This window comes from Photobacterium sp. MCCC 1A19761 (assembly GCF_037389125.1).
Lineage (GTDB): Bacteria > Pseudomonadota > Gammaproteobacteria > Enterobacterales > Vibrionaceae > Photobacterium.
Map to the genome: position 1 here is coordinate 45,101 of NZ_JAZGTF010000021.1, position 23,948 is coordinate 69,048.

General features: G+C 57.7%; 20 protein-coding genes. 8 read left to right on the forward strand and 12 right to left on the reverse strand.

Features of this window, described 5'->3' with window-relative positions; translation table 11 throughout:
- The first annotated feature begins 5 nt into the window (after positions 1 to 5).
- The 4 genes from pyrI to VV869_RS17485 all read left to right on the forward strand — a co-directional run bounded on the left by pyrI (position 6) and on the right by VV869_RS17485 (position 2,848).
- On the forward strand, positions 6 to 470 hold the full coding sequence (pyrI, locus tag VV869_RS17470) for an aspartate carbamoyltransferase regulatory subunit (RefSeq protein ID WP_337736199.1): 465 nt from the start codon (positions 6 to 8) through the stop codon (positions 468 to 470).
- A gap of 204 nt (positions 471 to 674) precedes the next feature.
- Positions 675 to 1,715: a hypothetical protein gene (locus VV869_RS17475; protein WP_337736200.1), complete on the forward strand. Its 1,041-nt coding sequence runs from the start codon at positions 675 to 677 to the stop codon at positions 1,713 to 1,715.
- Positions 1,716 to 1,884: 169 nt separating this feature from the next.
- The gene (locus tag VV869_RS17480) at positions 1,885 to 2,352 is read left to right on the forward strand and encodes an arginine repressor (RefSeq protein ID WP_337736263.1); all 468 of its coding nucleotides are present in this window, start codon (positions 1,885 to 1,887) and stop codon (positions 2,350 to 2,352) included.
- Between the two features lie 109 nt (positions 2,353 to 2,461).
- Positions 2,462 to 2,848, forward strand: coding sequence for a RidA family protein (locus tag VV869_RS17485; protein ID WP_337736201.1), 387 nt, complete (start codon positions 2,462 to 2,464; stop codon positions 2,846 to 2,848).
- An 87-nt stretch (positions 2,849 to 2,935) separates the two neighbouring features.
- On the opposite strand, the gene idi is transcribed toward VV869_RS17485, so the two are convergent.
- The 8 genes from idi to nudF form a co-directional block, all read right to left on the reverse strand.
- Positions 2,936 to 3,463, reverse strand: coding sequence for an isopentenyl-diphosphate Delta-isomerase (gene idi / locus VV869_RS17490; RefSeq protein ID WP_337736202.1), 528 nt, complete (start codon positions 3,461 to 3,463; stop codon positions 2,936 to 2,938).
- 89 nt (positions 3,464 to 3,552) lie between these two features.
- Positions 3,553 to 4,281 carry a 1-acylglycerol-3-phosphate O-acyltransferase gene (locus tag VV869_RS17495; RefSeq protein ID WP_337736203.1) on the reverse strand — a complete coding sequence of 243 codons (729 nt, stop codon included), beginning with the start codon at positions 4,279 to 4,281 and terminating at the stop codon, positions 3,553 to 3,555.
- 145 nt (positions 4,282 to 4,426) lie between these two features.
- Positions 4,427 to 6,691 carry a DNA topoisomerase IV subunit A gene (parC, locus tag VV869_RS17500; RefSeq protein ID WP_337736204.1) on the reverse strand — a complete coding sequence of 755 codons (2,265 nt, stop codon included), beginning with the start codon at positions 6,689 to 6,691 and terminating at the stop codon, positions 4,427 to 4,429.
- Positions 6,692 to 6,816: 125 nt separating this feature from the next.
- Entirely contained in the window at positions 6,817 to 8,700 is a 1,884-nt protein-coding gene (gene parE / locus VV869_RS17505; protein WP_337736205.1) for a DNA topoisomerase IV subunit B, read from the reverse strand.
- A gap of 141 nt (positions 8,701 to 8,841) precedes the next feature.
- Positions 8,842 to 9,423 carry an esterase YqiA gene (yqiA, locus tag VV869_RS17510; protein WP_337736206.1) on the reverse strand — a complete coding sequence of 194 codons (582 nt, stop codon included), beginning with the start codon at positions 9,421 to 9,423 and terminating at the stop codon, positions 8,842 to 8,844.
- Complete coding sequence (gene cpdA / locus VV869_RS17515; RefSeq protein ID WP_337736207.1) at positions 9,423 to 10,247, reverse strand: 3',5'-cyclic-AMP phosphodiesterase; 825 nt, start codon at positions 10,245 to 10,247, stop codon at positions 9,423 to 9,425. Before cpdA ends, yqiA begins: the two co-directional genes overlap by 1 nt.
- A 30-nt stretch (positions 10,248 to 10,277) precedes the next feature.
- Positions 10,278 to 10,706 (reverse strand): DUF1249 family protein, encoded by a 429-nt coding sequence (locus VV869_RS17520; RefSeq protein WP_337736208.1) that lies wholly within the window; start codon positions 10,704 to 10,706, stop codon positions 10,278 to 10,280.
- Positions 10,707 to 10,732: 26 nt separating this feature from the next.
- The gene (gene nudF, locus VV869_RS17525; RefSeq protein WP_337736209.1) at positions 10,733 to 11,365 is read right to left on the reverse strand and encodes an ADP-ribose diphosphatase; all 633 of its coding nucleotides are present in this window, start codon (positions 11,363 to 11,365) and stop codon (positions 10,733 to 10,735) included.
- A 252-nt stretch (positions 11,366 to 11,617) separates the two neighbouring features.
- Here nudF and tolC point away from each other — a divergent pair, with 252 nt between their 5' ends.
- The gene (gene tolC, locus VV869_RS17530) at positions 11,618 to 12,898 is read left to right on the forward strand and encodes an outer membrane channel protein TolC (RefSeq protein WP_337736210.1); all 1,281 of its coding nucleotides are present in this window, start codon (positions 11,618 to 11,620) and stop codon (positions 12,896 to 12,898) included.
- 138 nt (positions 12,899 to 13,036) lie between these two features.
- Here tolC and hldE read toward each other — a convergent pair whose 3' ends face one another.
- The 4 genes from hldE to VV869_RS17550 form a co-directional block, all read right to left on the reverse strand.
- Positions 13,037 to 14,467, reverse strand: a complete 1,431-nt coding sequence (hldE, locus tag VV869_RS17535) for a bifunctional D-glycero-beta-D-manno-heptose-7-phosphate kinase/D-glycero-beta-D-manno-heptose 1-phosphate adenylyltransferase HldE (protein ID WP_337736211.1) — start codon at positions 14,465 to 14,467, stop codon at positions 13,037 to 13,039.
- A 45-nt stretch (positions 14,468 to 14,512) separates the two neighbouring features.
- A complete protein-coding gene (gene glnE / locus VV869_RS17540; protein ID WP_337736212.1) occupies positions 14,513 to 17,374 on the reverse strand; it encodes a bifunctional [glutamate--ammonia ligase]-adenylyl-L-tyrosine phosphorylase/[glutamate--ammonia-ligase] adenylyltransferase in 2,862 nt (953 codons plus the stop codon).
- Between the two features lie 139 nt (positions 17,375 to 17,513).
- Complete coding sequence (locus tag VV869_RS17545; protein ID WP_337736213.1) at positions 17,514 to 19,115, reverse strand: methyl-accepting chemotaxis protein; 1,602 nt, start codon at positions 19,113 to 19,115, stop codon at positions 17,514 to 17,516.
- 334 nt (positions 19,116 to 19,449) lie between these two features.
- Positions 19,450 to 20,967, reverse strand: a complete 1,518-nt coding sequence (locus VV869_RS17550) for a CYTH and CHAD domain-containing protein (RefSeq protein WP_337736214.1) — start codon at positions 20,965 to 20,967, stop codon at positions 19,450 to 19,452.
- Positions 20,968 to 21,151: 184 nt separating this feature from the next.
- Between VV869_RS17550 and VV869_RS17555 the strand changes: the two genes are divergently transcribed.
- The 3 genes from VV869_RS17555 (at position 21,152) to VV869_RS17565 (ending at position 23,873) form a co-directional block, all read left to right on the forward strand.
- Positions 21,152 to 21,832, forward strand: a complete 681-nt coding sequence (locus VV869_RS17555) for a TIGR00153 family protein (protein ID WP_337736215.1) — start codon at positions 21,152 to 21,154, stop codon at positions 21,830 to 21,832.
- A 32-nt stretch (positions 21,833 to 21,864) separates the two neighbouring features.
- The gene (locus VV869_RS17560; protein ID WP_337736216.1) at positions 21,865 to 23,136 is read left to right on the forward strand and encodes an inorganic phosphate transporter; all 1,272 of its coding nucleotides are present in this window, start codon (positions 21,865 to 21,867) and stop codon (positions 23,134 to 23,136) included.
- A 137-nt stretch (positions 23,137 to 23,273) separates the two neighbouring features.
- Positions 23,274 to 23,873, forward strand: coding sequence for a TIGR04211 family SH3 domain-containing protein (locus tag VV869_RS17565; RefSeq protein ID WP_337736264.1), 600 nt, complete (start codon positions 23,274 to 23,276; stop codon positions 23,871 to 23,873).
- Positions 23,874 to 23,948: the final 75 nt, after the last annotated feature.

Consider the following 23,948-nt stretch of genomic DNA (forward strand, 5'->3'; position numbering starts at 1 on the left):
ACATCATGACCAAAGAAACCCAACTGCAGGTTGAAGCGATCAAAAACGGTTCTGTGATCGACCATATTCCGGCCAACGTAGGCATCAAGGTGCTCAAGCTGTTCAAAATGGACAGCACCAACCAGCGTGTCACCGTCGGCCTGAACCTGCCGTCTTCTGCCCTGGGCGCCAAAGATCTGATCAAGATTGAAAACACCTTCCTCAGCGAAGAGCAGGCCAACCAGCTGGCGCTGTATGCGCCGCAGGCCACCGTCAACCAGATCGAAAACTACGAAGTGGTGAAAAAGCTGACCCTGGCACTGCCGGAGCACATCCACGGCGTGTTTAAGTGCCCGAACACCAACTGCATCACCCACGGTGAGCCGGTTGACAGCAGCTTCATCGTGCGGACCAAGAAAGAAGACGTCCAGCTCAAGTGTAAGTACTGCGAAAAAGTCTTCTCCCGCGAAATCGTGACCGAGTGTAACTAACCGGCCCGATTTCCCCGGAACTTTGTCAATAAGATAAGAAAACCGGCTCACCCGTGAGCCGGTTTTTTCATTCTCATTTCTAACGCGAAGCCCCGCTGTCTCCCCCGCTACCTTTGTACCTGATATCTCCGAAAATCAGTGGCGCAGATGCGCCTGTTCCCCCGGCCTGACACGACCGGCCCCAGAGATTCAGAGGAACGTGGCATGACGTTGTTGGCACACCTGAACCGGTTTCACCTCCCCCCTCACACCGGGCCCCTGTGCCTGAGCGCCCTGTTACTGACCAGCTGCGTCATGAGTAACGGACCGGTGAGCCCGGCCAGCCCCCATCAGGCCAACCAAATGGTGGTGGTCGGCATCCCGCTGCTGCTGGGCGGATTCGGCTCTGCAGTCCCCGTCAATGACCAGTACATGATCACCGCCAAGCATGTCGCCAGGCTGTCGTGGGATTTCGAGGTGATCCACCATCCCTTCTGTGATCTGTCACTGATCCGCCGCCGCGCGGATTTTATTCCGACCTGGGGGCTGATCTACCCGGATCAACCCGTCTCGCACCACGGTCATTCGTTGCTCGGCAACAGCATCAAGGGCAAGGGGAAATATCTCCAGGATGTGATTGACACCAATACGAGCTGCCTCTACTCCCTCAGCGACGCCCCGGTTATGTCAGGCATGAGCGGCGGCCCGGTATTCAACCAGTACGGGGATATCGTCGGGATCACCGTCGCGATCGTCAACAACCCCGATGACCTGCGCAACCTGCGCCCCGCCCGGCGCTATAGCCAGTTTGTCCCGGCGACCCTGATCTTTGACTGGCTCGATGCGCTCGGTATCGACACCACCGCCGCCAGTCCGGAGCTGGCAGCAATCCAGGTTTCCCCGTATGTACACCGACTCAACCGACCGGGACTGACCCAAACGGAACAGGCCCAAACGGCGCTGGCCCGCGCCGACGGCTTAACTCCCGCCCTATCCGACGGCGCCGCAGATCCGCACACCCCGGCCCCGGCGCACCGCAAACCACGGACCACCCCGCAAACCGGCAGCCGGATCCCGGTTGCCCCGGCCTACCTGCCCCCGGGCAAGCCCAGCACGCCAGCCAGTGATGCCGAAGCCCTGTCCGGACTCCGGCCGCAGCCTGAGAACGACACCCAGCAGGCTGCCAAACCTTCGGTGGCGCCGGCTTCGCAGCCATTCAAGCGTCGGTTTTTATTTGGCGGTTTGGAATATAATGCCGATCAGTAAGGCTCATTCTGGAATATTATTTTGGTGACAGGGGTCAAGAAACCCCGTTTTTATTATTGATATGATGCCTATGCAAAGTCATGCAACCTGAGCATACCTGAGACGATCCCTGTTCCTGAAATGAATGAGAGAGGAGTTGCCCGTGATTGGAGCCCATTCGCACGGCGCGATGAATGCATTTCCCCCTGATGAAAATATCGCTGCGGCCTGTAAGCGCCTGCTTCAACAACAAAGCTTTACCACCCAGGATGACATCCGCCAGCGGCTGATCGACCTGGGCTATGACGATGTCAGCCAGTCGACGGTCTCACGACTGCTCTCCCGGCTGGGCGTGGCCAAAGTCCCGAATGCCTACGGCAAAAAGGTGTACTGCCTGACGGTCGAAAGCGAGCCGGTGCAGGTCAGCTCATCCATTGCCTCGCAAATCGAATTCATTACCCACAACCAGCTGGTGGTGGTGGTCAAAACCCATCCAGGCAGTGCCCAGCTCGTGGCCCGGCTCATCGATATCCAGCCCCATGCCGAAATTCTCGGCACGGTCGGCGGCAACGATACCGTGATGGTTGCGCCGAAAGACATCAACCGGATCGAGCAATGTGAGCTGGTCGTCAAGGCCCGGTTAGGTATCCCGAGCTAGCATAAAAAATCCTGCGTCGGTCACAGGAAAATACTTTGACCTCAACCGGTTTGAGCTGCACACTAAAGCCCTCTCAAATTCGTTGTAACTGACTGAGTAAGGACAACCAATGACTCAAGTACTACACACCGATCAGGCACCGGCAGCGATCGGCCCTTACGTTCAGGGCGTTGATCTGGGCAACATGATCCTGACTTCCGGCCAGATCCCGGTCAACCCGGCCACCGGCGAAGTCTCTGAGGATATCGCCGAGCAAGCGCGCCAGTCTCTGGAAAACGTGAAAGCCGTGGTTGAATCATCGGGCCTGAAAGTCGCCGACATCGTGAAGATGACTGTCTTTGTCAAAGACCTGAACGACTTCGGCATCGTGAACGAGGTGTACGGGAACTTCTTTGACGAGCACAACGCGCCGTATCCGGCCCGCTCTTGTGTGGAAGTCGCACGTCTGCCGAAAGACGTCAAAATTGAAATCGAAGCGATTGCGGTACGCAAATAAGCAAGCGCCCGGTTCTGAAAAAACGCGATAGAACGCGATCAAAAAAGCTGTCTTCGGACAGCTTTTTTTGTTTATGTCTTCGGACGCTCAGTGCGCCTGCACATAGGCCAGCACCTGCGGGAACCAGGCGGTGAATTGCTCCGGCGTCTCGGCCACCGCCTGCACCAGTTCTTTTTCCGACCACCAGCGATGCGCCATCACCTCGTCCGGGTTCGGGGCCACCGTCAGCGAAGCAACACACGCCACCAGTACATGATCCAGCTCATGCTCAATCAGCTGGTTGTCCAACTCGGCGCGGTAGACAAAATGGGCGATATCTTCCAGCTGCGCCACTTCGGTGATCCCCATCTCTTCCGCCAGACGGCGGATCCCGGCCTGAGCCAGGGTTTCTTCCTGCCTCGGGTGGGAACAACAGGTATTGGTCCACAATCCCCCGCTGTGATACTTGTCCAGCGCGCGCTGCTGCATCAGATACGCCCGCCCGTGCGGCGTCTCACGATACAGCAATACCGAAAATGCCAGGTGCAGGGCCCCATCCCGGTGAGCCTGCATTTTTTCCTGAGATCCCAACACCCGTCCCTGCGGATCAACTAATACGACCTGCTCCAGAATCATTGTTTTTCTCGGACCCGTTCATAAACAAAAAGAACACGCCCAGCATGTCCTTTTGTAATTTCGCTGTTGCCAATTAAGAAGCTTAGCGGTTACTTGTTGGCTGCACGCTGAACCGCTTCGGCATTGAGGGCTTCCAGCTTGGCGGCCATCATCTCGCGACAGGTATTCGACAGCTGGCGAACATCTTCTTTGGTGTAGCCTTGTGTGGAAACCGGCGGCATCACTTCCACAATCACTACCCCGTTATCCCAGCGGTTCATCTTCACGTGCTCCGTCGAGCTGCAGACAATCGGCACCACCGGTACCCCGGCGCCAATCGCCGCATGGAACGCTCCGGTTTTAAACGGCAGCAGGCCACGGCCGCGCGAGCGGGTTCCTTCCGGGAACATCCACACCGACACGTTGCGCTGTTTAATTTTCTCAACCACCTGGCCGATGGTCCCGGCCGCTTTGCTGCGGTTGGCACGGTCAATCAGGATGTTGCCGCTCAGCCAGTACAGCTGGCCGAATAGCGGCGTCCAGGCCAGGCTTTTCTTGCCCACCGTGACCGTGCGCGGCATCACCGCGCCGGAGACCGTGAACAAATCAAAATTGTTCTGATGGTTCGCCACATAGACGCTCGGCCCGACCTGATCGGCCCCGTCAGCGTAGCGGATTTCCAGCTTGATCCCAAACACCCGGGACATCTTGCTGAACAGACGGCCGAAGGTGTGCACATGCTTCGGGTTCCGTGGGCTGAGCAGGCAATAGCCACAGCCAAAAACAAACATCACTACGGCAAACACAGCAACCGCAATCATTCGCAAGACAAAAATCATGTAACTCTCCTCAGCGTACAAGCGTTCGCTAGTATACTCAGAGAGCAGGAAATTACACCTCTTTCGTGGATAATTTACGCACGGCTGGCATTCGGGCACAAAAAAGCCCTCCGGAGAGGGCTTTAAGAATCATCGTGCTGCGGATTTAGGCCTCGTCACTGCCACCGGGCAGATCGATATCCATCCGGGTCACCCGCTGCAAACCGCGGGGCAACATGGTGCCCCGACGACCGCGCTCACCGCGGAAGTTGTCCAAATCGGACGCTTTCAGCCCCAGCTTGCGCTTGCCTGCATAAAGCGTAATGGTTGCATTGGCCGGCAACACGGCCAGTTGCGACAAATACTCCTCACGGGCCTTGGATCGGGCTGCCGGAATATTGATGATCTTATTCCCCTTGCCCTTGCCCAGCTGCGGCAGCTCTTTGATCGGGAACAACAGCATCCGGCCTTCATTGGTGATCGCCAGGATTTCATCCTGCTCGATATCCCCAATCGGCTGCGGCGGCATCACCTCAGCGCTTTCCGGCACCGTCAGCAGGGCTTTCCCGCTCTTGTTCTTCGAGACCATTTCGGCGGTCTTACAGATAAAGCCATAGCCGGCATCCGAGCCCATCAGCCACATCTGGTTCTCTTCAGCCATCAGCACCTGACGCATACTGGTGCCCGGCGACAGATTGAGGCGGCCGGTGATCGGCTCGCCCTGACTCCGGGCCGAAGGCAGGGTGTGCGACTCCAGCGCGTAGCTGCGACCGTCGGTCGCCAGGAAAATTGCCGCTTGGTTGCTCTTGCCCCGGGCGTGGGCCAGATAACCATCCCCGGACTTGTAGCTCAGGGTGGTCGGATCCACATCATGGCCTTTGGCGTGACGGATCCAGCCTTTTTCCGACAACACCACAGTGATCGGCTCACTCGGCACCAGATCACGCTCGGTCAGCGCCTTGGCTTCTTCCCGCTCCACCAGCGGCGAGCGGCGATCATCACCGTACTTCTCGGCATCCGCCAACAGCTCTTTTTTGATCAGCGTATTGAGGCGACGCTCAGAGCCCAGCAGTTTCTCCAGCTTGTCACGCTCTTGCGACAACTCGTCCTGCTCACCGCGGATCTTGATCTCTTCCAGCTTCGCCAACTGACGCAACTTGATTTCGAGGATCGCATCGGCCTGGATCTCCGTGAGACCGAACCGGGCCATCAGCTCGGCTTTCGGATCATCCTCGGTCCGGATAATCTCAATCACCTCATCAATGTTGAGGTAAGCGACCAGCAAACCTTCCAGGATATGCAGGCGGGCATTGACTTTATCCAGACGGTACTGCAAGCGGCGGCGCACCGTTTCACGACGGAAGATCAGCCACTCGCCGAGAATCTCCATCAGGCCTTTCACCTGCGGGCGGCCATCGAGCCCCAGCATATTGAGGTTCACCCGGTAGCTCTTTTCCAGATCGGTCGAGGCAAACAGGTGGTTCATCAGCTGCTCGCAATCGACGCGGTTGGAACGCGGGACAATCACGATCCGGGTCGGGTTCTCATGGTCCGACTCATCGCGCAGATCTTCGACCATCGGCAGCTTCTTAGCCCGCATCTGGTTGGCGATCTGCTCCAGCAGCTTGGCGCCGGAAACCTGGTGCGGCAGAGCCGTCACCACGATGTCGCCGTTGTCCTTGTGCCAGACCGCGCGCATTTTGATGCTGCCGCGGCCGGTGCGATACACTTTTTTCAGCTCGCTTTTCGGGGTGATGATTTCCGCTTCAGTCGGGTAGTCCGGGCCCTGAACGAAGCTCATCAGCTCATCCAAATCCGCCTTCGGATTGTCAATCAGGTGCACCACGGCCTCGGTGACTTCACGGGCGTTGTGCGGCGGGATATCCGTTGCCATCCCCACGGCAATCCCGGTCACGCCGTTGAGCAGGATATGCGGCAGGCGGGCCGGCAGCATTTTCGGCTCTTTCATGGTACCGTCAAAGTTCGACACCCAGTCCACGGTGCCCTGACCCAGCTCGCTGAGCAGCACTTCCGAGAAACGGGACAGGCGTGATTCGGTATAACGCATCGCCGCGAAAGATTTCGGGTCATCCGGCGCCCCCCAGTTCCCCTGGCCGTCCACCAGCGGGTAACGGTAGGAAAATGGCTGCGCCATCAGCACCATGGCTTCGTAACAGGCGGAATCACCGTGCGGGTGATATTTACCGAGTACGTCACCGACGGTCCGGGCCGATTTCTTATACTTGGCCGTAGCCGACAACCCCAGCTCGGACATCGCGTAGACGATCCGCCGCTGCACCGGCTTGAGGCCGTCACCGATAAACGGCAGGGCACGATCCATGATCACGTACATGGAGTAATTGAGGTAGGCGTCTTCGGTAAACTTCCGCAGCGGAAGCTGTTCAACGCCATCCATTGAGACATCAGTCATCGTGGGATATTCCGTTCAATCATTCTTGGTGCGCCGCCGGTACCAGGTACCGACAGCGTATATCTTGGGTCCGCAGGCGTAATGGCAACCGTTGCGGGATCGCCCCCGAAACCGGGGCCATCCGCTTACACTTCGGCCATGTCTCCTTTCGACTGCAGCCAGTGGCGGCGATCTTCCGCCCGCTTCTTGCCTAGCAGCATATCCATCATTTCCGTCGTCTGCTGATCGTCATCAATCGTCAGCTGGACCAGGCGGCGGGTATTGGGGTCCATGGTGGTTTCGCGCAGCTGCAACGGGTTCATCTCACCCAGACCTTTAAAGCGCTGCACGTTGATCTTGCCGCGCTTGCCGCTCAGACGCTCCAGCACGCCTTCTTTCTCGGCTTCATCCAGTGCGTAGTAAACCTCTTTACCCTGATCGATCCGGTACAGCGGCGGCATGGCAATAAACACGTGGCCGGCACGCACCAGCGCCTGGAAGTGCTTCATAAACAGTGCGCACAGCAGGGTTGCGATATGCAGTCCATCGGAGTCCGCATCCGCCAGCACACAGATTTTGCCGTAGCGCAGACCGCTCAGGTCGTCGCTGTCCGGGTCAATCCCCAGTGCCACGGAAATATCATGCACTTCCTGTGAGGCCAGCACCTGATCAGCCGAGACTTCCCAAGTATTCAGAATTTTACCACGCAGCGGCATAATGGCCTGGAATTCGCGATCCCTCGCCTGCTTGGCAGAGCCGCCCGCCGAGTCCCCCTCGACCAGGAACAGTTCGGTGCGGCTGAGATCCTGCTGCGAACAGTCGGCCAGTTTGCCCGGCAGCGCCGGACCGGAGGCGATTTTCTTGCGCACCACCTTCTTGCTGGCACGCATCCGGCGCTGGGCGTTGGCAATACACACTTCGGCCAGTTGCTCGGCCAGCTGCGGGCGCTCGTTGAGCCACAGGCTGAAGGCATCTTTCACCACCCCGGAGACAAAGGCGGCGCACTGACGGGACGACAGGCGCTCTTTGGTCTGGCCGGCAAACTGCGGGTCCTGCATTTTCACCGACAGCACATAGGCACAGCGATCCCAGATATCATCGGCGGTCAGCTTGATCCCGCGCGGCAGCATATTGCGAAATTCACAGAATTCGCGCATGGCATCGAGCAGGCCCTGACGCAGGCCGTTGACATGGGTCCCGCCCTGGGCGGTCGGGATCAGGTTAACGTAACTTTCCGTCAGCAGCTCGCCGCCTTCCGGCAGCCACAGCAAGGCCCAGTCGGCCGCTTCAGTCTGGCCGCTGAACGCGCCGGTAAACGGATCTTCCGGCAGCAGGGTGTACCCCTTGACGCCTTCGGCCAGATAGTCTTTCAGACCGTCTTCATAGCACCAGCTCAGGATTTCATCATTGACCTTGTCGGTGAAGACGATCTCCAGCCCCGGACACAGGACCGCTTTGGCCTTGAGCACGCTTTTCAGGCGGGAGACGGAGAATTTCGGGCTGTCGAAGTATTTGGCATCCGGCCAAAAATGAACCCGGGTTCCTTTGGCCCGGCGGCCACAGGTGCCGATCACTTCCAGCTCGGAGACCTTGTCCCCGTGCTCAAAAGCAATCTGGTAGATCTGACCATCGCGTTTGACGGTCACTTCCACCCGGTTCGACAGAGCATTGACCACCGAGATCCCTACCCCGTGCAGACCGCCGGAGAACTGGTAGTTCTTCCCGGAGAATTTACCACCGGCATGCAGCTTACACAGGATCAGTTCAACACCGGACACCCCTTCTTCCGGGTGAATGTCCACCGGCATCCCCCGGCCGTCGTCAATCACCTCAAGGGACTGGTCGGCATGGAGGATCACTTCGACTTTGCGGGCATGGCCAGCCAGCGCCTCATCGACACTGTTATCAATAACCTCTTGACCGAGGTGGTTCGGCCGTGCCGTATCCGTGTACATACCGGGACGACGTCGTACGGGCTCAAGGCCATTGAGAACCTCAATGGCGCCAGCGTTATAGCTCTGATCTGTCATATTTACGGAAGTTTACGAGAAAATTTTTGCCACAATACTCAGTAACCCCAGCCCGGTTGTCAAGCTGAGGGTATAGATAAGGGCCACAATTGTGAGTCGCGCTCCACCCGCCGGGCCGCTCTCAGCACCGGTCAGGTCAGGTTATAACCCGAGGAACGCAATGATGTCTGAAGGAAAACGCTCGAATCCGACGAAACTGTGGTCGCCACCCGGCTCCACGGTCTGTTTGCAAGCGGCATATTTGGCCACCGCCTGGCGATAGTCCAGCACTTCGTCGCCTTCCTGCTGCAATAGCCAAAAATGAGCGGGCGTGGCCAGATCAGCCACATCCAGCTGCCGGAGTTCATCCATATGCTGCGGTTGCAGCACATAGCGCTCGCCGGTATACGGGTTTTCCTGCTCGCCCAGATAATCGACCAGCAACTCATACGGTTTCACGGCCGGGTTCACCAGCACCGCCGGCAAGTCATAACGCTGGCTGAGCCAGGTCGCGAGATAACCGCCGAGCGAGCTGCCCACCAGACCAATCCGGTAGTTCGGCAAAGCAGACGCGACCAGCTGGTCGATCAACTCAGCTGCCGCTGCCGGGTAACACGGCAGTTGCGGGATCTCGACCCGGATATCCGGCCGGTGCAGACGGCAGTAGTCCGCCATCTGCTGCGCTTTCAGCGACTGCGGCGAGCTGTTAAATCCATGCAAATACAGGAGCAGGGACGGTTTCATCAGTAGCCTCCGGCGTCAAACTGCGGTTGAAACTGTTCGCCCGCGATCCGGGAAACCTGGGTGATCACCTCGCCCTGATTGGTCAGCTCCAGATAGCGCCAGCCCGGATTTTGCGGATCCAGCGCAAAGTCGTGCGAATCAGGTAAAAACTGAATACAGGTCGACGGTGTCGCCAACACCCGCACCCCGCGGCACAAACGGTCCAGCTCCTGGTGAATATGGCCGCACAAAATGGCCTTCACCTGCGGGTACTTGTCCACCACCAGCCAGAATGCCTCGGCATTGTGCAGTTTGTGCTGATCTAACCAGGCGCTGCCGGCTTCCAGCGGATGATGGTGCAGCAGCACCAGCGTATGGCGCTCCGGATGGGCGGCCAGCGCCTGATCCAGCATGCTGAGCTGAGCCGGGCTGAGTTCGCCGTGCGGCACGCCCTGAACCTGACTGTCGAGCAGGATCACCTGCCAGTGCACTCCGGCCAGCACCTGCTGACACGGCTTGATCTGCGGCGACGGCAGCACGGCCGTCATACTCGGCTGATAGTCATGGTTACCCGGCAGCCAGAAACACGGCTGGGACCAGCGGGCAATCCCGTCACAAAAACGCTGATACGACTGCTGGGAGTGATCTTGCGAGATATCACCCGTGGCCACGACCGCATCAAACGGCCGGGCAGCCGTGTCCACAGCATCCAGCACCGCGTGGAAACTGTCCCGGGTTGCGACACCCAGCAGACTACCTGCCGCATCGGCAAATAAATGGGTATCGGTGATTTGGAGGAGAACCACGCTGTCGGGGTTCGTCTGCGGCAGAGAATACGTCTGCAAAACGTCAAAAACCTTGTTTATTTAATACTGTTAACAAACCGATTGTTTGCTGATCCCATGCTTGAGGCAATAGGCCAGCCAGTCTCCCAGAAAGCGATTAACCTGATGCTTTTCATCTTGTTGATGCATTCGCAAATTGGGGTAATCATACCGCGGCTTCAGCCGGGAAATCTGCTGGGCGGTACACACTTCTGCGACTCTGGCATCATGGTATAGCCTGACCGTCAGCCGGGGGATCAGGTACAGCGGCAGCTCCCCGTCCGAGCGCTGCCACAGCTCAACCAGCGTGGTATAACGGGTTGATTCGGTGATCGTCAGTTGGTACTCCAGGTCACAAACCTGGTAGACGCACACGTCTCCTACCTGATCACTTTTAGGCAGTAATGGGAGCAGCTTCGCATAGTTGGTTTCATACAGTCGCATGATACCAGCGAGATCCACGGTGTATCGTTTATTCAATCGGAGTCCTTAAGCCTGTGGACTGGTTACTGAGATTTTGCCTGCAAGTCTAAATAGTTTAGTTGCAACCATTGTAGCGCAATGATTGAGGCGGCATTTTCAATTTTACCAGATTCTACCCACTGGTAGGCTTGCTGACGGGAGACCACGCGGACCCGGATATCTTCTCCCTCATGGGCCAGACCATGGATCCCTGCGGCCTTGCTGCTGTCGACCCGGCCGACAAAAATGTCCAGCGTTTCCGAGCAGCCACCGGAGCTGGACAGGTAGCGGGTAATTTTTTTCAGCCCGCTGACCGTCACCCCGGCTTCTTCGACCGCTTCCCGGCTGACCACTGCTTCGGCGTTCTCGCCCGGCTCGATGATCCCGGCGACAATTTCCAGCTGCCACGGGGCACAATCTGCGGCCAGGGCTCCCACCCGGAACTGCTCGAGCAGCACCACGGTGTCAGCCACCGGATCATAGGGCAGCAGCGCCGCGGCCTGGCCGCGCTCAAACAGCTCCCGCTCCAACGGCGCGCTCCAGCCCCCGGCGAACAATTTATGGCGCAGACGATATTTCACCATCCGGAAAAATCCCTGATACGCCGTCTCGGTGGACAACACCTCGACATCCGCCTTGCTGAAGCCGTCCTGGCCTGTAGATTGCTTATGAGTCATGCGGTTATCTCCCTTTGCCTTATATCTTTTCATTCATAGCCGCCGTCAGCAATGGTTTAATTCAACATTTATGACAAATATTATGATTTTTTTTAAGTCCAATTTTAGAGTTGGATAGATTACAATCACCTATGAGAAAATGCATCAGGTTAAATTCAAGTAAAATATGAGCGATGATCAGTTTCAGGCAAGGTTCCTGGGTGTAGACTGACTATCTTTGCACTGTTTTTGTCAGGATCAGGAAAGGCATCAATGAAAAAATTGCTTCCGCTTATTATTAGCGTCGCGCTTGGCGGCTTGAGCCAAGCTGCTCTGGCAGATAATCTCGCCGAGATCTACCAACAAGCCAAACAGAATGACCCTCAGCTGCTTCGTGCTGCTGCCGATAGAGATGCTGCGTTTGAAGCGATTAATTCATCCCGCAGCCAGCTACTCCCACAAATCAACCTCGGTGCTGGCTACAACATGGCCCGCATGGACGGTGACGATGAGGGCTTCAACGGTGGTCTGACCCTGAGCCAGTCCCTCTACAACCGTTCCAGTTGGGTCAACCTGGACATCAGCGAGAAGCAGGCCCGCCAGAGTGATGCCTCTTATGCGGTCTCCCAACAAACCCTGATCCTCCGGGTTGCCAATGCCTATTTCGACGTGCTGCGTGCGATGGACAACCTGGAGTTTGTCCGGGCGGAGAAAGCCGCGGTCGGCCGCCAGCTGGAGCAGACCAAGCAACGCTTCGAAGTCGGTCTGTCTGCCATCACGGACGTGCATGATGCCCAGGCCCAATACGACAGCGTACTGGCCGATGAGATTCTGGCAGAAAACAGCCTGACCAACAGCTACGAAGGGCTGCGTGAGATTACCGGCCAGGCCCACACGGACCTGAGCATTCTCGACACCAACCGCTTTTCGGCCAGCGGCCCGAAAGCGCGGGTCGATCAGCTGATCAAAGATGCGGAAACCGAGAACCTGAGCCTGCTGACCGCGCGCATTACCCAGGATGTAGCCCGCGATCGGATTTCCCTGGCAGAAACCGGCCACCTGCCGACCCTGTCGTTTGACGCCGGCTACGAATACAACGAGCTGAAAAACTCAGATGACGGCACCCTGAGCGCCGGGATCAACCTGCAGCTGCCGCTGTATACCGGTGGCCGCGTGACTTCTGAAGTGAAACAGGCACAGTTCGCCTACGTCTCGGCCAGTGAGGGCCTGGAAGGCTCCTACCGCACCGTGGTGAAGGACGTCCGCGCGTTCTACAACAACATTAATGCCTCAATCGGCGCCCTGCGTGCTTACCAGCAGTCTGTGGTATCTGCCCGCTCCGCACTGGAAGCCACCGAAGCCGGTTTCGATGTCGGGACCCGGACCATTGTGGATGTACTGGATGCAACCCGCCGTCTGTATGATGCCAACCGTCAGCTGGCCAATGCCCGCTACGATTACATCATCAGCCAGCTTCAGCTGAAGCAAGCGGTCGGGACCCTGAGCGAGCAGGACATCCTCGACGTCAATGCCGGTCTGACCCAAGGGAAATAATCCCGTCTTCCGACCTCCCGGTTTAACGCTGGGGAAAACAGCCGGAAAAAGCAGCCGAAAAAAAAAAGCGCCATCAGTGATGGCGCTTTTTTGTTGCCCGCAATCTCAGAGTCGCGGGACGGGATCCAACGGAGCCGCTTAGCCGCGTCCGCCGCGGATCGCTTCGATGATTTCCGTCGTCGAACAGCCGTCTTCAAAGTTCAGGACTTTGACTTCGCCACCGGCAGCAATCACTTCCTGGCCACCGGCAATTGCTTCCGGCTTGTAATCCCCACCTTTCACCAACAGGCTCGGCAGAATTTCACTGATCAGGCGCTGCGGGGTTTCCTCGCTGAACGGTACGACCCAATCAACAGCCCCCAGCCCGGCCAGCACGGCCATACGGCGATCTTCCGGATTCACCGGACGTCCCGGACCTTTCAGCTTCTGCACCGAGCTGTCAGAGTTCACCGCCACAATCAGGCGATCGCCCAGCTTGGCCGCTTCATTGAGGTACGCCACGTGACCGGCATGCAGAATGTCGAAACAACCATTGGTCATCACCACTTTCTCGCCCCGGGCACGCGCGGCTTTCACCGCCTGCTTGAGCTGCGCTTCGCTGATCACGCCGTAGCCGCTGTCCTGGCTGCCGTGAATCGCATCCGTCAGCTCGATGGTCGACAGCGTCGACGTCCCCAGTTTACCGACCACAACACCGGCGGCAGCATTGGCCAGCTTACAGGCATCCGACAGCGATTTACCGGCCGCCAGCGACGCCGCCAGCACCGAAATCACAGTATCACCGGCACCGGTGACATCGTAAACTTCCTTCGCCTGAGTCGGCATGTGCAGCGGCTCCTGACCTTTCTGCAACAGAGTCATCCCGTGCTCACTGCGCGTGACCAGCAGGGCTTCAAAGTCAAACCGCTCGATCAGCCCCAGGCCTTTGGCCACCAGGTCGTCATCGCTGGTCACTTTCCCGACCACCGCTTCGAACTCAGACAGGTTCGGCGTCAGCAGAGTCGCACCTCGATAGCGCTCAAACTCGGTCCCTTTCGGATCCACCATCACCGGCACACCGGCCTGGCGGGACAGCTGGATCATCGCCTGAACGTGTTCCAGCGCACCTTTGGCATAATCCGACAGGATCACCGCTTTCACATGCGGCAGGGACTGCTGCAGACGCGGCAGGATCAGATCGGCATTCACATCGTGAAAACCTTCTTCAAAATCCAGACGGATCAACTGCTGGCCGCGGCTCATGACCCGCAGCTTGGTGATCGTCGGGTAGTCCGGCAACGACACGAAATCACAGCGCACGTCCAGAGATGATAACTTTTCGGTCAACGCCTTGGCCGCTTCATCAATGCCGGTCAGACCGACCAGACGGGCGTGACCACCCAGGGCTGCGATATTCATCGCGACGTTGGCCGCGCCGCCCGGACGCTCTTCGATCTGATCGACCTTTACCACAGGCACCGGTGCTTCCGGCGAAATACGCCCGGTCGGGCCGTACCAGTAGCGGTCCAGCATCACATCACCCACCACCAGCACACCTGCTTGATCATAATCAGGAAGTGTCAGTTTCATTATTATCTCCGGGATAGAAAAAACGGAAAAATACTACCACAAGCCCTAACCGTCTGCATCTGACGGAAAGCACTGCTGCCAAATCTGCGCCACCGTATCACGCTCGGCCCGGAACTGCTCCTCCGACACATAAGCCGGCAACCCCAGCAGGTTGAGACGGTGGATCTCATCACGCTGGCGGCAATAGGCCTGCTTTAAGGCCGCCGCCTGCGCCGGGCTGAGGATGTCATAGTCGGCCATGGTTTCAAAAATCCGGATATTGTCCGACCAGCGAGTCAGTGCCCGCTCACCGCTGGCATGGCGCAAAACCAGATACTGCGCGATAAATTCGATGTCGGTAATACCGCCGACATCCTGTTTCAGACCAAACATCCCCGGCTTTTTGCTGCCGAGGTGATCGCGCATTTTATGGCGCATCGCCACCACCTCAGCCTGCAAGGCCTCCGCCTCGCGCGGTTGCATCAGTGTCACCTGGCGCACCTTGGCAAAGGCCTGCTGCAACGGTTGATCGCCGTACACCATGCGCGCCCGAACCAGAGCCTGATGCTCCCAGGTCCAGGCATCCTGCTGCTGATACGCAGAAAAAGCATCCATGGTGCTGACCAGCAAGCCGGATGCTCCGGACGGACGCAGGCGGACATCCACTTCATACAGCACCCCGGACGCCGTCCGGGTCGAGAACAGGTGGACGATTCGCTGGGCCAGGCGCAGATAGAACTGACGACCGTCGATCTCCTTCGGTCCGTTGGTATAGATATGTTCCGGGCAGTCATGAAGGAACACCAAATCCAGATCCGAGCCGTAACCGAGCTCCCAACCGCCAATCTTACCGTAGCCCAGGACACCGAATCCTTTGCCGTCCCGATCCTGCAGGTGGGTCGGCTCGCCGTATTTCTCCACCATCTGCAGCCAGGCCTGATTGACGACAGCGGCAATAATGGCTTCTGCCAGATAAGTTAAGTGATCACTCACTTTCATCAAGGGCAATGCCCCGGCAATATCTGCCGCCGCAATGCGCAGGAGCTGAGCCTGCTTGAACTGGCGGATGGCTTCCATCTGCTGCTCCATATCCTCTTCCGGGATCCGGGCCAGGTACTCACGCAGCTCATCCTGATACTGATCCAGCGGCGTCGGATGATACAAATGCTGCGGGTCGAGCAGTTCATCGAGCAGGATCGGGTACTGAGTCAGCTGCTCGGCCACCATCGGGCTGGCCGCACACAACCGCACCAGCTGGTCCAGCGCCGCCGGGTGCTCGCTCAGCAGCTCCAGGTAGGTAGTCCGGGTTGCCACCCGAACGATCAACTTGGTGACCCGTCCCAGAACATGAACGGCATCAGGGCGGGTGGTGATCCGCGCCAGCACCTCCGGCATCAGCTTGGCCAGCACCTCACGCCCGCGCGGGCCGAGGGTTCGCTTGGACAGCTCGGCCTTCATGCCCAGCAGGATACTGGTCTGGCTGGCCCCGTCCGGCGCCGCCAGCTCGTCAAATATACTCAGCAGCACCTCTTCATTTTTCACCATCGCCCACATTTCGTGGAACCGGACGTCAATCGCGGCCTGCTCTTCATCTTCTTCGCTGCCGATGATGTGCTCAAACACCTGGTGGATTGCCGCCATATGGCTGCTGATGGCCTGGTGCAGGGCTGCCCAGTCTTCATAGCCGAGCGCCGCGGCCAGCCGCAGCTGATCCAGCGGCTTGTCCGGCAGGGTCTGGGTTTGCTTGTCATCAATGGCCTGCAGCAGGTTCTCAACCCGGCGCAGGAAGCTGTATCCTTCAACCAGGGCATCCACCTGCACCGGCGGCAGCAAGGCCAGCTCCCGGACCGTGGCCAGTGTCTCAAACAGCCCCCGATGGCGCAGACCCGGCTCGCGTCCGCCACGGATCAACTGAAAGGACTGGGCGATAAATTCCACTTCCCGGATCCCCCCGGCCCCGAGCTTGATATTGTTGCTCAGGCCCCGGCGCCGGACTTCACTGCTGATCATCGATTTCATCCGCCGCAGCGACTGAATGGCACTGAAATCAATGTAACGGCGGAACACAAACGGCCGCAGCATCTGGCGCAACGCCTGGTAATGGCTGATACTCTCGCGCCCCATCACCCGGGCTTTGATCATCGCGTAACGCTCCCAGTCGCGCCCCTGCTCCTGATAGTAATCTTCCAGCGCCGCAAAGCTCATCACCAGCGGGCCGCTGTCTCCGAACGGGCGCAGCCGCATGTCGACCCGGTAGCAAAAGCCGTCAAACGTCTGCTGGTCGAGCACCTTGATCAGCCGCTGGCCGAGCCGGGTAAAGAACTGTGCATTAGCCAGGCTGCGCCGCCCGCCCTGGGTTTCACCGTTTTCGGGATACGTGAAAATCAGATCAATATCCGATGAGAAGTTCAGCTCGCCGCCGCCCAATTTACCCATCCCGAGGATCAGCATCGGCTGGGCCACACCGTTGTCATCGGTAGGGGTGCCCCATTCTTGACTGCACTGGCGGTACAGCCAGAGGTACGCTTCCATGATCAGCGCTTCGGCCAGTTGGGACAGATGCGCCAGGCTCTGTGTGAGCGTGGCTTTGCCGGTAAAATCGCGCCAGGCAATCCAGACCATTTCCTGGTGCCGGAACTGGCGTAACAGGCGCATCAGGTTGTTTTCATCGGTTGCCGCCGCGAGCCGTTCGGCCAATGTTTCCCGGTAGGCCGAGGCATGGTCGTCATCCTCAAGATGCTGCGCCAGCCAGGGAAGCAGGCTGCCGTCCCGGACAATCGACGCGGCCACAAAATCACTGTACCCCAGCACCTGATGCAACTCGGCCTGGCGCTCGGCCGGCCAGGTCGCCAATAACGCCGGATGGGCGTGCTCGATGTTGTGAAGTGCCTTGTCAGCGGCAGCAAGTAATAGATCAGGCTGGGTCATTGCGATTCCTTTATTCTGATTCCCGGCAACGCGGTCAACTGGTCCTAAGGGTTTACCATACTATAACGCCCGCTGAGGAGCGGGCGTTAGGCTTATCACGATTTCCTGGCCCCGTCGGGGCCACCGGCGGGTGGCCGGGTCAGATCCGAAACGCCTGGATCTTGGCTTCCAGATCCGTGGCATGGTTCTGCATGGTTTCCGAGGTTTCGGACAGCTCAGAAACCACGACGACAGACGCTTCCACCAGCTCACGCACATTGGTCAGGTTCTGGTTCATCTCATCGGCGACCGCACTTTGCTGCTCGGCAGCCGAGGCTATCTGGAAGTTCATGTCATTGAGACGGGTGACCTGCTCAACAATCTTATCCAGCTCCCCGCCGGCGCTGGTGACCTGCTCAACCCCTTCCGCGGCTTCGACCACCGACTGCTCCATCAGCCCGACTGCCTGCTGGGCACTGTTTTGCAGCAGGGTGATCATGTCCTGAATTTCCACCGTCGCCTGCTGGGTCCGCTGAGCCAGATTACGCACTTCATCCGCCACCACGGCAAACCCGCGACCGGCCTCACCGGCCCGTGCCGCTTCAATCGCCGCGTTCAGGGCCAGCAGGTTGGTCTGCTCGGAAATCCCCTGAATGGTGACAATCACGCTGCCGATTTGTACCACCCGCTCTTCCACCTGGTTCACCGCGTTGGCCGACTGACTGATGTCTTGCGACAGCTGGTTGATGGTTTGAATGGTCTGGGATACAAACTGCTGGCCCTGAGAGGCCTGAGCCGAGGTACCTTCGGTGGCGTTGGACGCTTCCCGGGCGTGATCAGCCACCGTCTGCACCGTGGAGCTCATCTCGCTCATTGCAGACGCCAGTTGGTCGATCTCATTGAACTCTTCCTGCGCCGACTCCTTGGTTTCCATCATGCTGATCGACAGCACTTCCGCCAGTCCGGACAGCTCCGACGCTGCATCGCGCTGGTTATGGATCACTTCATTGAGCTGAACCCGGGTTTTCTCCAGTTCGCGAGCCAGATCGCCATACTCATCGCGGCAATCCATTTCAATCGGCTGCGACAGGTCCCGGGCCGCCAACAGCTGGATGCTGTCCGCCAGATAGCGGGTCTGACGCAGCATGACACTGGATCCACCCAGCAGGATCACCACAAACGCGATGATCATCATCCCGGTCTGCCAAGCCACCTGAACCAGATATTCATTATAATGGGCATCGGCTTCAGAAGCGGGTTGTGAAGCCACGACCAGCCAGTTCCAGTGCGGCAACTCAACCGCATACTCAAAACGCCCCGGCTGCTGCAGCACCAGCGCGCCGCTGCCCGACAGGGTACTGAGTTTCCCGGCCAGACCGCTGCCGCCCGTCAGGGTTGCCGATAAATCGCGCAGGGTACTGGCCTGCGGATGGCCCAGCACCTTGCCGCTGTCCCGCTCGACCAGGTACAGGAAAGCGCCTTCATCCCAGCTGCCTACCTGGGCAAGAATGGCCTGCTCGGCCAGTGTTTTTCCGGACTCGCCCTGTTCATGCAGCTTGCCCAGCAAGGCCGCACTGGCCTGCGCTTGCTCCTGCGCCCGGTCTTGTTGAATTTCAATGACGGACTGATAAAAGGTACTCGCATCCCACAGTTGCTTTCCGATCAGCAACACCGTACTGAACACCATCAGCAGCACCAACTTCGGCACCAACCGAATATTGGTCAGCCCTTTCTCCCATGGTTTGAATACCATCTTCGCCATTTGGAATCTCCATTTATATTCGATGCGTTCCCGACAGCGCTGCTTACAACCAAAGCGCGAGCGACAGCCGGTTATCATGGCCAGAGCCCGTCATCACGAGCAATATCCCCCCGAGAGCCACGATGCATCATCGGTTTCGATATTCTATAGGTCGGCAGCAAATAGCGGAAATTTAATGATAAAAAATATCGATGCCGTCAAACATAAGCCAGATCACATCCGGCCCGGCCACTCGGGGGAAGAGCATACATCAGCGGGATAAAAAAACGTCCTGCACGGGCAGGACGTTCATGGATGGACACATTCAAGTGCGGCAGCCGGAAACTGCGGCCACTCAAGGCCAGTACGGCGCCTGTTCGATGCCGATCTGACGGCTTTGATCCATGGCATGGATCAGCGACTCTTCTTTGCGTTGCAGCCATTTGGCAACCTGACGCCGATCTTCTTCGTCTTCCTGCAGCTCCTGCAGGGCGCGGATTGGCTCTAACTGACGCAGGTCCTCGATCCCCTGCAACAGATCCAGCCAAGGCAGGCGGAAACTGGCACGCCGCTCTTCTTCATACAGACCGGCCAGACAAATGCCGCTGAGCAGGTTGCGTTGCAGGCGGGGCTGCTGATCCAGGTAATCGGCACGGCTGAGCTGGCGTGCCTGCGGGAAGGACTCTTCCAGCTCCTGCCAGGATTTCGCCAGTACCGTATCGGCGAAGCCTTTGACACTCCCGGCCAGACGCTCACGCGCCTTGTCATCCAGGAACGGCTGCCAGCCACGGCTTAAGATCCAGCGACTCAGATCCAGTAACAGGCCGCAATAGCGGGAGGATTCCAACAGTGTCATCACCGCCTCATCTTCCGGCAACTCGTCTTTGCGGGCTTTGAGCTGTTTCACTATCGCTTTGCGGGCATTGAGTTTTTTCAGCGCGTAGCCTTTATCGGCCAGCAGGCGCTCAATGCTGAGGTACTCGTCAATCCAGTCCAGCTCCCCTTCCAGCCAGTTCAGCTCCTGACGAAGCAGGGCACTGGCACGGCGCGGGATCATGCTGCCAAACAGAGACAGCGTCTGACGGATCAGACACAGGGCCTGATAAATTTCCTGCAATGCCGGCAGCTCCAGCCGCTCGGCAAATATCTGCTCATGGTAATGCCAGTGGTCCAGGGCATGCTCCAGGGTTCGCACGAACAGGGATTCAATCGAATCACTCTCCTGCACCGGGACAAAGCCGAGCGGTTTAACGGCATCGCCCAGATAACCGGCTGCCAGGCGGTAGCCACGGGCCGCCTTGCTCAGGTTTCCCAGTCGCATACCGCCGTCGCTGCACAGATCCCGGGCCAGGGTAAACAAGGCGTCCGTCTGGCCGGATTTCAGCTCCAGCTCCACTTCGCAAATCGGGTTGCTCTGATCGTTGGCGCTGACTTCACCCTGATCAAATGCCAGTTCGATCTGGCTGCCGTCAGGCATTGCAATCAGCCATTGCTGACGTTCAAAATCAGTCGAAAATAGCGGGGTCAGTTGCTGCTGGACTGCGGCAACATCAACGGTTTCCGGCCAGGCATCTGCCGGATGCAGCGAAAGATCGGGAGCGGTGCCTGAGATTTCCGCGTTATATTCGGGGCGCTGGTGTAAACCGGCAACCACCCGTCCTGCGGTTTTCAGGGTCTGAACAAACACATCATCATAACGACGGACCCGCAGTCCGATATCGTGCTGGCGAAGAATTTGGTCTGGTGTGTCGAAATAGACATTGCCTAATTGTCGACGACTTTGTTGCAGAATTTTCGCGTCGGCAATTTTGCGTAATAATTGACTCGAAAATTCCGGTGAGACGAAAAACTTCAGTTCTATCTCGGTTTCCATAGTTATACCTATAAACAGTGGCAAACCAAGGATATTTCCAATCTTGCTCCGGGGCAAGCAGGAAATATCGACAAAACCTTGATCAAAATTAGTTCCCCTGTACTAACTTATACGTTAACATGCGCGCCTCTGTGACCATCGCTCAAGAATTAGCCTTTTTAGGCGCTCTTTAGGTTGATCGGCTATGCCAGTAAATACAATTATGGGGCTCTTTGCTAAATCCCCAATCAAACCGCTGCAACGTCACGTTACTCGGGTAACTGAATGTTGCGAACTGCTTGTGCCATTTTTCGAGGCGTGTCACGCCGGGGATTGGGATAAAGCAGCCACCTTACGCGAACAGATCTCGCAACTTGAAAAAGATGCCGATGTCCTCAAGCGTGAGATCCGCCTCAAACTTCCACGTGGTCTGTTCATGCCTGTCGACCGGACTGACATGCTCGGCCTTCTTACCCAGCAGGATAAACTTGCTAACCTGTCCAAAGATATCGCCGGCCGCGTTCTGGGCCGTAAGCTTCAAATCCCTGTCGAAATGTACCCCGACTTTATTGCCTATGTTCAGCGTTGTCTGGATGCAGCCAATCAAGCCAGCCGGGTGATTAACGAACTGGATGAGTTGCTGGAAACCGGCTTTAAAGGTCGTGAAGTCACCCTGGTGGCTGAAATGATCAATCAATTGGACGTGATCGAAGACGATACGGACTCTATGCAGATCCAACTGCGTCAGCAGCTCATGTCCATTGAAGATCAACACAACCCGGTTGATGTCATGTTCCTGTACAAAATTCTGGAGTGGGTTGGCGCCATCGCCGATCAGGCACAACGTGTCGGCTCACGCCTGGAAATCATGCTATCGCGCTCATAAGCGAGAAATTGTAACAAAAACAAGGTTTTACAATGGAAATCCTGGCTAATTACGGCACCATGATTATCGTGGTGGCGGCTTTATTCGGCTTTTTAATGGCCATTGGTATTGGTGCCAATGATGTTGCCAACGCCATGGGCACCTCTGTGGGCTCCAAAGCGCTAACCGTGAAACAGGCGATCATCATTGCGATGATTTTCGAATTTGCCGGCGCCTACCTGGCTGGCGGTGAAGTGACCGATACCATCCGTAAAGGGGTGATCGAGACCTCGCACTACGCCGACCAACCGGAAGTGCTGGTTTACGGCATGATGTCAGCCCTGCTGGCCGCCGGTACCTGGCTGCTGCTGGCTTCTTACATGGGCTGGCCGGTCTCGACCACGCACTCCATTATCGGTGCCATCATCGGTTTTGCCTGCGTCTCTGTCGGCACCGAAGCCGTCGACTGGGGCTCAGTTCAGGGCATTGTCGGCAGCTGGATTATCACGCCGCTGATCTCCGGCTTCTTTGCCTACGCGATCTTTATCAGTGCCCAGCGCCTGATCTTTGATACCGATAACCCGCTGGTGAATGCGAAGCGCTTTGTCCCGGTGTACATGTTCATCACTGCGATGGTCATTGCTCTGGTCACCATCAAGAAAGGCCTGAAGCACGTCGGTCTGCACCTGTCGACCACTGAAGCCTGGCTCGCCTCGATCGCAGTTTCGGCATTGGTGATGCTGCTGGGTTACCTCTACATCAGCCGCAAGTATTCTGATGATGACGGCCAGTCCATTGATAACAACGGCTATGCCGGTGTTGAGCGTGTGTTCAGCGTGCTGATGGTCGTAACGGCCTGTGCCATGGCATTCGCCCACGGCTCCAACGATGTGGCCAATGCGATTGGTCCGCTGTCTGCCGTCGTCTCCACCGTTGAGCACCTGGGTCAAATCACAGAGAAATCTGCGATTGCCTGGTGGATCCTGCCGTTGGGTGGCTTCGGGATTGTGGTGGGTCTGGCAACGCTGGGTCACAAAGTGATGGCGACCGTCGGCACCGGGATCACCGAGCTGACGCCAAGCCGTGGCTTCGCTGCGCAGCTGGCAACCGCTTCAACCGTGGTTCTGGCCTCAGGCACGGGTCTGCCGATCTCGACCACGCAAACCCTGGTGGGCGCGGTACTGGGTGTAGGCTTTGCCCGCGGCATTGCAGCCCTGAACCTGGGTGTGGTCCGTAACATCGTTGCTTCCTGGGTCGTCACCCTGCCAGCCGGTGCGCTCCTGGCTGTCATTTTCTTCTACGTGATGCAAGCGGTCTTTGGTTAAAACCCGGCACAACTTCAAAAGAGGGAGGCATTGCCTCCCTCTTTTCTTGCACCCGAGACGCAAAATTTTTAGTATTTGGGTTCTTTGAATACACAGACAGGCTCCTCAAGGATCATATTGTGAAGCATCTTATCCACATCGTATTACTCGTTTGTGCCGTGGTTGCAGGCCAGGCGCAGGCCGAGCAGGTTCGCTACATTTCTGACGACCTGTTCACTTATATGCACCGGGGTCCGAGTACGCAATTTCGTATTATGGGCAGTATCAATACCGGGACGAAAGTGACGCTCCTTGAAACCAACAAGGAAAACGGCTTTAGCCGGATTACGGACGACCGCGGCCGGAGCGGCTGGGTGAAGACAGAATACCTGTCGCCACAGGTTGGCCTGAAAGCCCGTTTCCCGGTGCTCCAGAAAGAGCTGGCGGAAGTGAAAGAAGCCCTGGCTCATGCCAAGGAATCGGAAGAAGCCAAAACTGCAGGTCTGCAGAACTCCCTGAAGATGCGCAATGAGCAAATCGCCGAGCTGGAGTCCCAGAACAGCCAGCTGAACGAGCAGCTCATGACCTCTCAGAGCGAGATCCGCGAGCTGCGTGCCAAGCTGGATACGCAGAAAGACGATCTGCTGATGAAGTGGTTCACTTATGGCGGTATGGTCGCCGGTGGCGGTCTGCTGTTTGGCCTGGTCCTGCCGCATATGATCCCGCGCCGTCGCCGCAATAACAACGGCTGGGCATAAGCCCGACGGGTTTTCCCGCCGATCACAACGCACGATCAAAAATGGCAGCCCGCGGGCTGCCATTTTTAGTTTCAG

Excerpts from the sequence above, each read along its gene's own strand:
- pyrI (WP_337736199.1), top strand. The coding sequence starts at position 6 with ATGACCAAAGAAACCCAACTGCAGGTTGAAGCGATCAAAAACGGTTCT.
- VV869_RS17475 (WP_337736200.1), top strand. The coding sequence starts at position 675 with ATGACGTTGTTGGCACACCTGAACCGGTTTCACCTCCCCCCTCACACC.
- VV869_RS17480 (WP_337736263.1), top strand. The coding sequence starts at position 1,885 with ATGAATGCATTTCCCCCTGATGAAAATATCGCTGCGGCCTGTAAGCGC.
- VV869_RS17485 (WP_337736201.1), top strand. The coding sequence starts at position 2,462 with ATGACTCAAGTACTACACACCGATCAGGCACCGGCAGCGATCGGCCCT.
- idi (WP_337736202.1), bottom strand. The coding sequence starts at position 3,463 with ATGATTCTGGAGCAGGTCGTATTAGTTGATCCGCAGGGACGGGTGTTG.
- VV869_RS17495 (WP_337736203.1), bottom strand. The coding sequence starts at position 4,281 with ATGATTTTTGTCTTGCGAATGATTGCGGTTGCTGTGTTTGCCGTAGTG.
- parC (WP_337736204.1), bottom strand. The coding sequence starts at position 6,691 with ATGACTGATGTCTCAATGGATGGCGTTGAACAGCTTCCGCTGCGGAAG.
- parE (WP_337736205.1), bottom strand. The coding sequence starts at position 8,700 with ATGACAGATCAGAGCTATAACGCTGGCGCCATTGAGGTTCTCAATGGC.
- yqiA (WP_337736206.1), bottom strand. The coding sequence starts at position 9,423 with ATGAAACCGTCCCTGCTCCTGTATTTGCATGGATTTAACAGCTCGCCG.
- nudF (WP_337736209.1), bottom strand. The coding sequence starts at position 11,365 with ATGACTCATAAGCAATCTACAGGCCAGGACGGCTTCAGCAAGGCGGAT.
- tolC (WP_337736210.1), top strand. The coding sequence starts at position 11,618 with ATGAAAAAATTGCTTCCGCTTATTATTAGCGTCGCGCTTGGCGGCTTG.
- hldE (WP_337736211.1), bottom strand. The coding sequence starts at position 14,467 with ATGAAACTGACACTTCCTGATTATGATCAAGCAGGTGTGCTGGTGGTG.
- glnE (WP_337736212.1), bottom strand. The coding sequence starts at position 17,374 with ATGACCCAGCCTGATCTATTACTTGCTGCCGCTGACAAGGCACTTCAC.
- VV869_RS17545 (WP_337736213.1), bottom strand. The coding sequence starts at position 19,115 with ATGGCGAAGATGGTATTCAAACCATGGGAGAAAGGGCTGACCAATATT.
- VV869_RS17550 (WP_337736214.1), bottom strand. The coding sequence starts at position 20,967 with ATGGAAACCGAGATAGAACTGAAGTTTTTCGTCTCACCGGAATTTTCG.
- VV869_RS17555 (WP_337736215.1), top strand. The coding sequence starts at position 21,152 with ATGCCAGTAAATACAATTATGGGGCTCTTTGCTAAATCCCCAATCAAA.
- VV869_RS17560 (WP_337736216.1), top strand. The coding sequence starts at position 21,865 with ATGGAAATCCTGGCTAATTACGGCACCATGATTATCGTGGTGGCGGCT.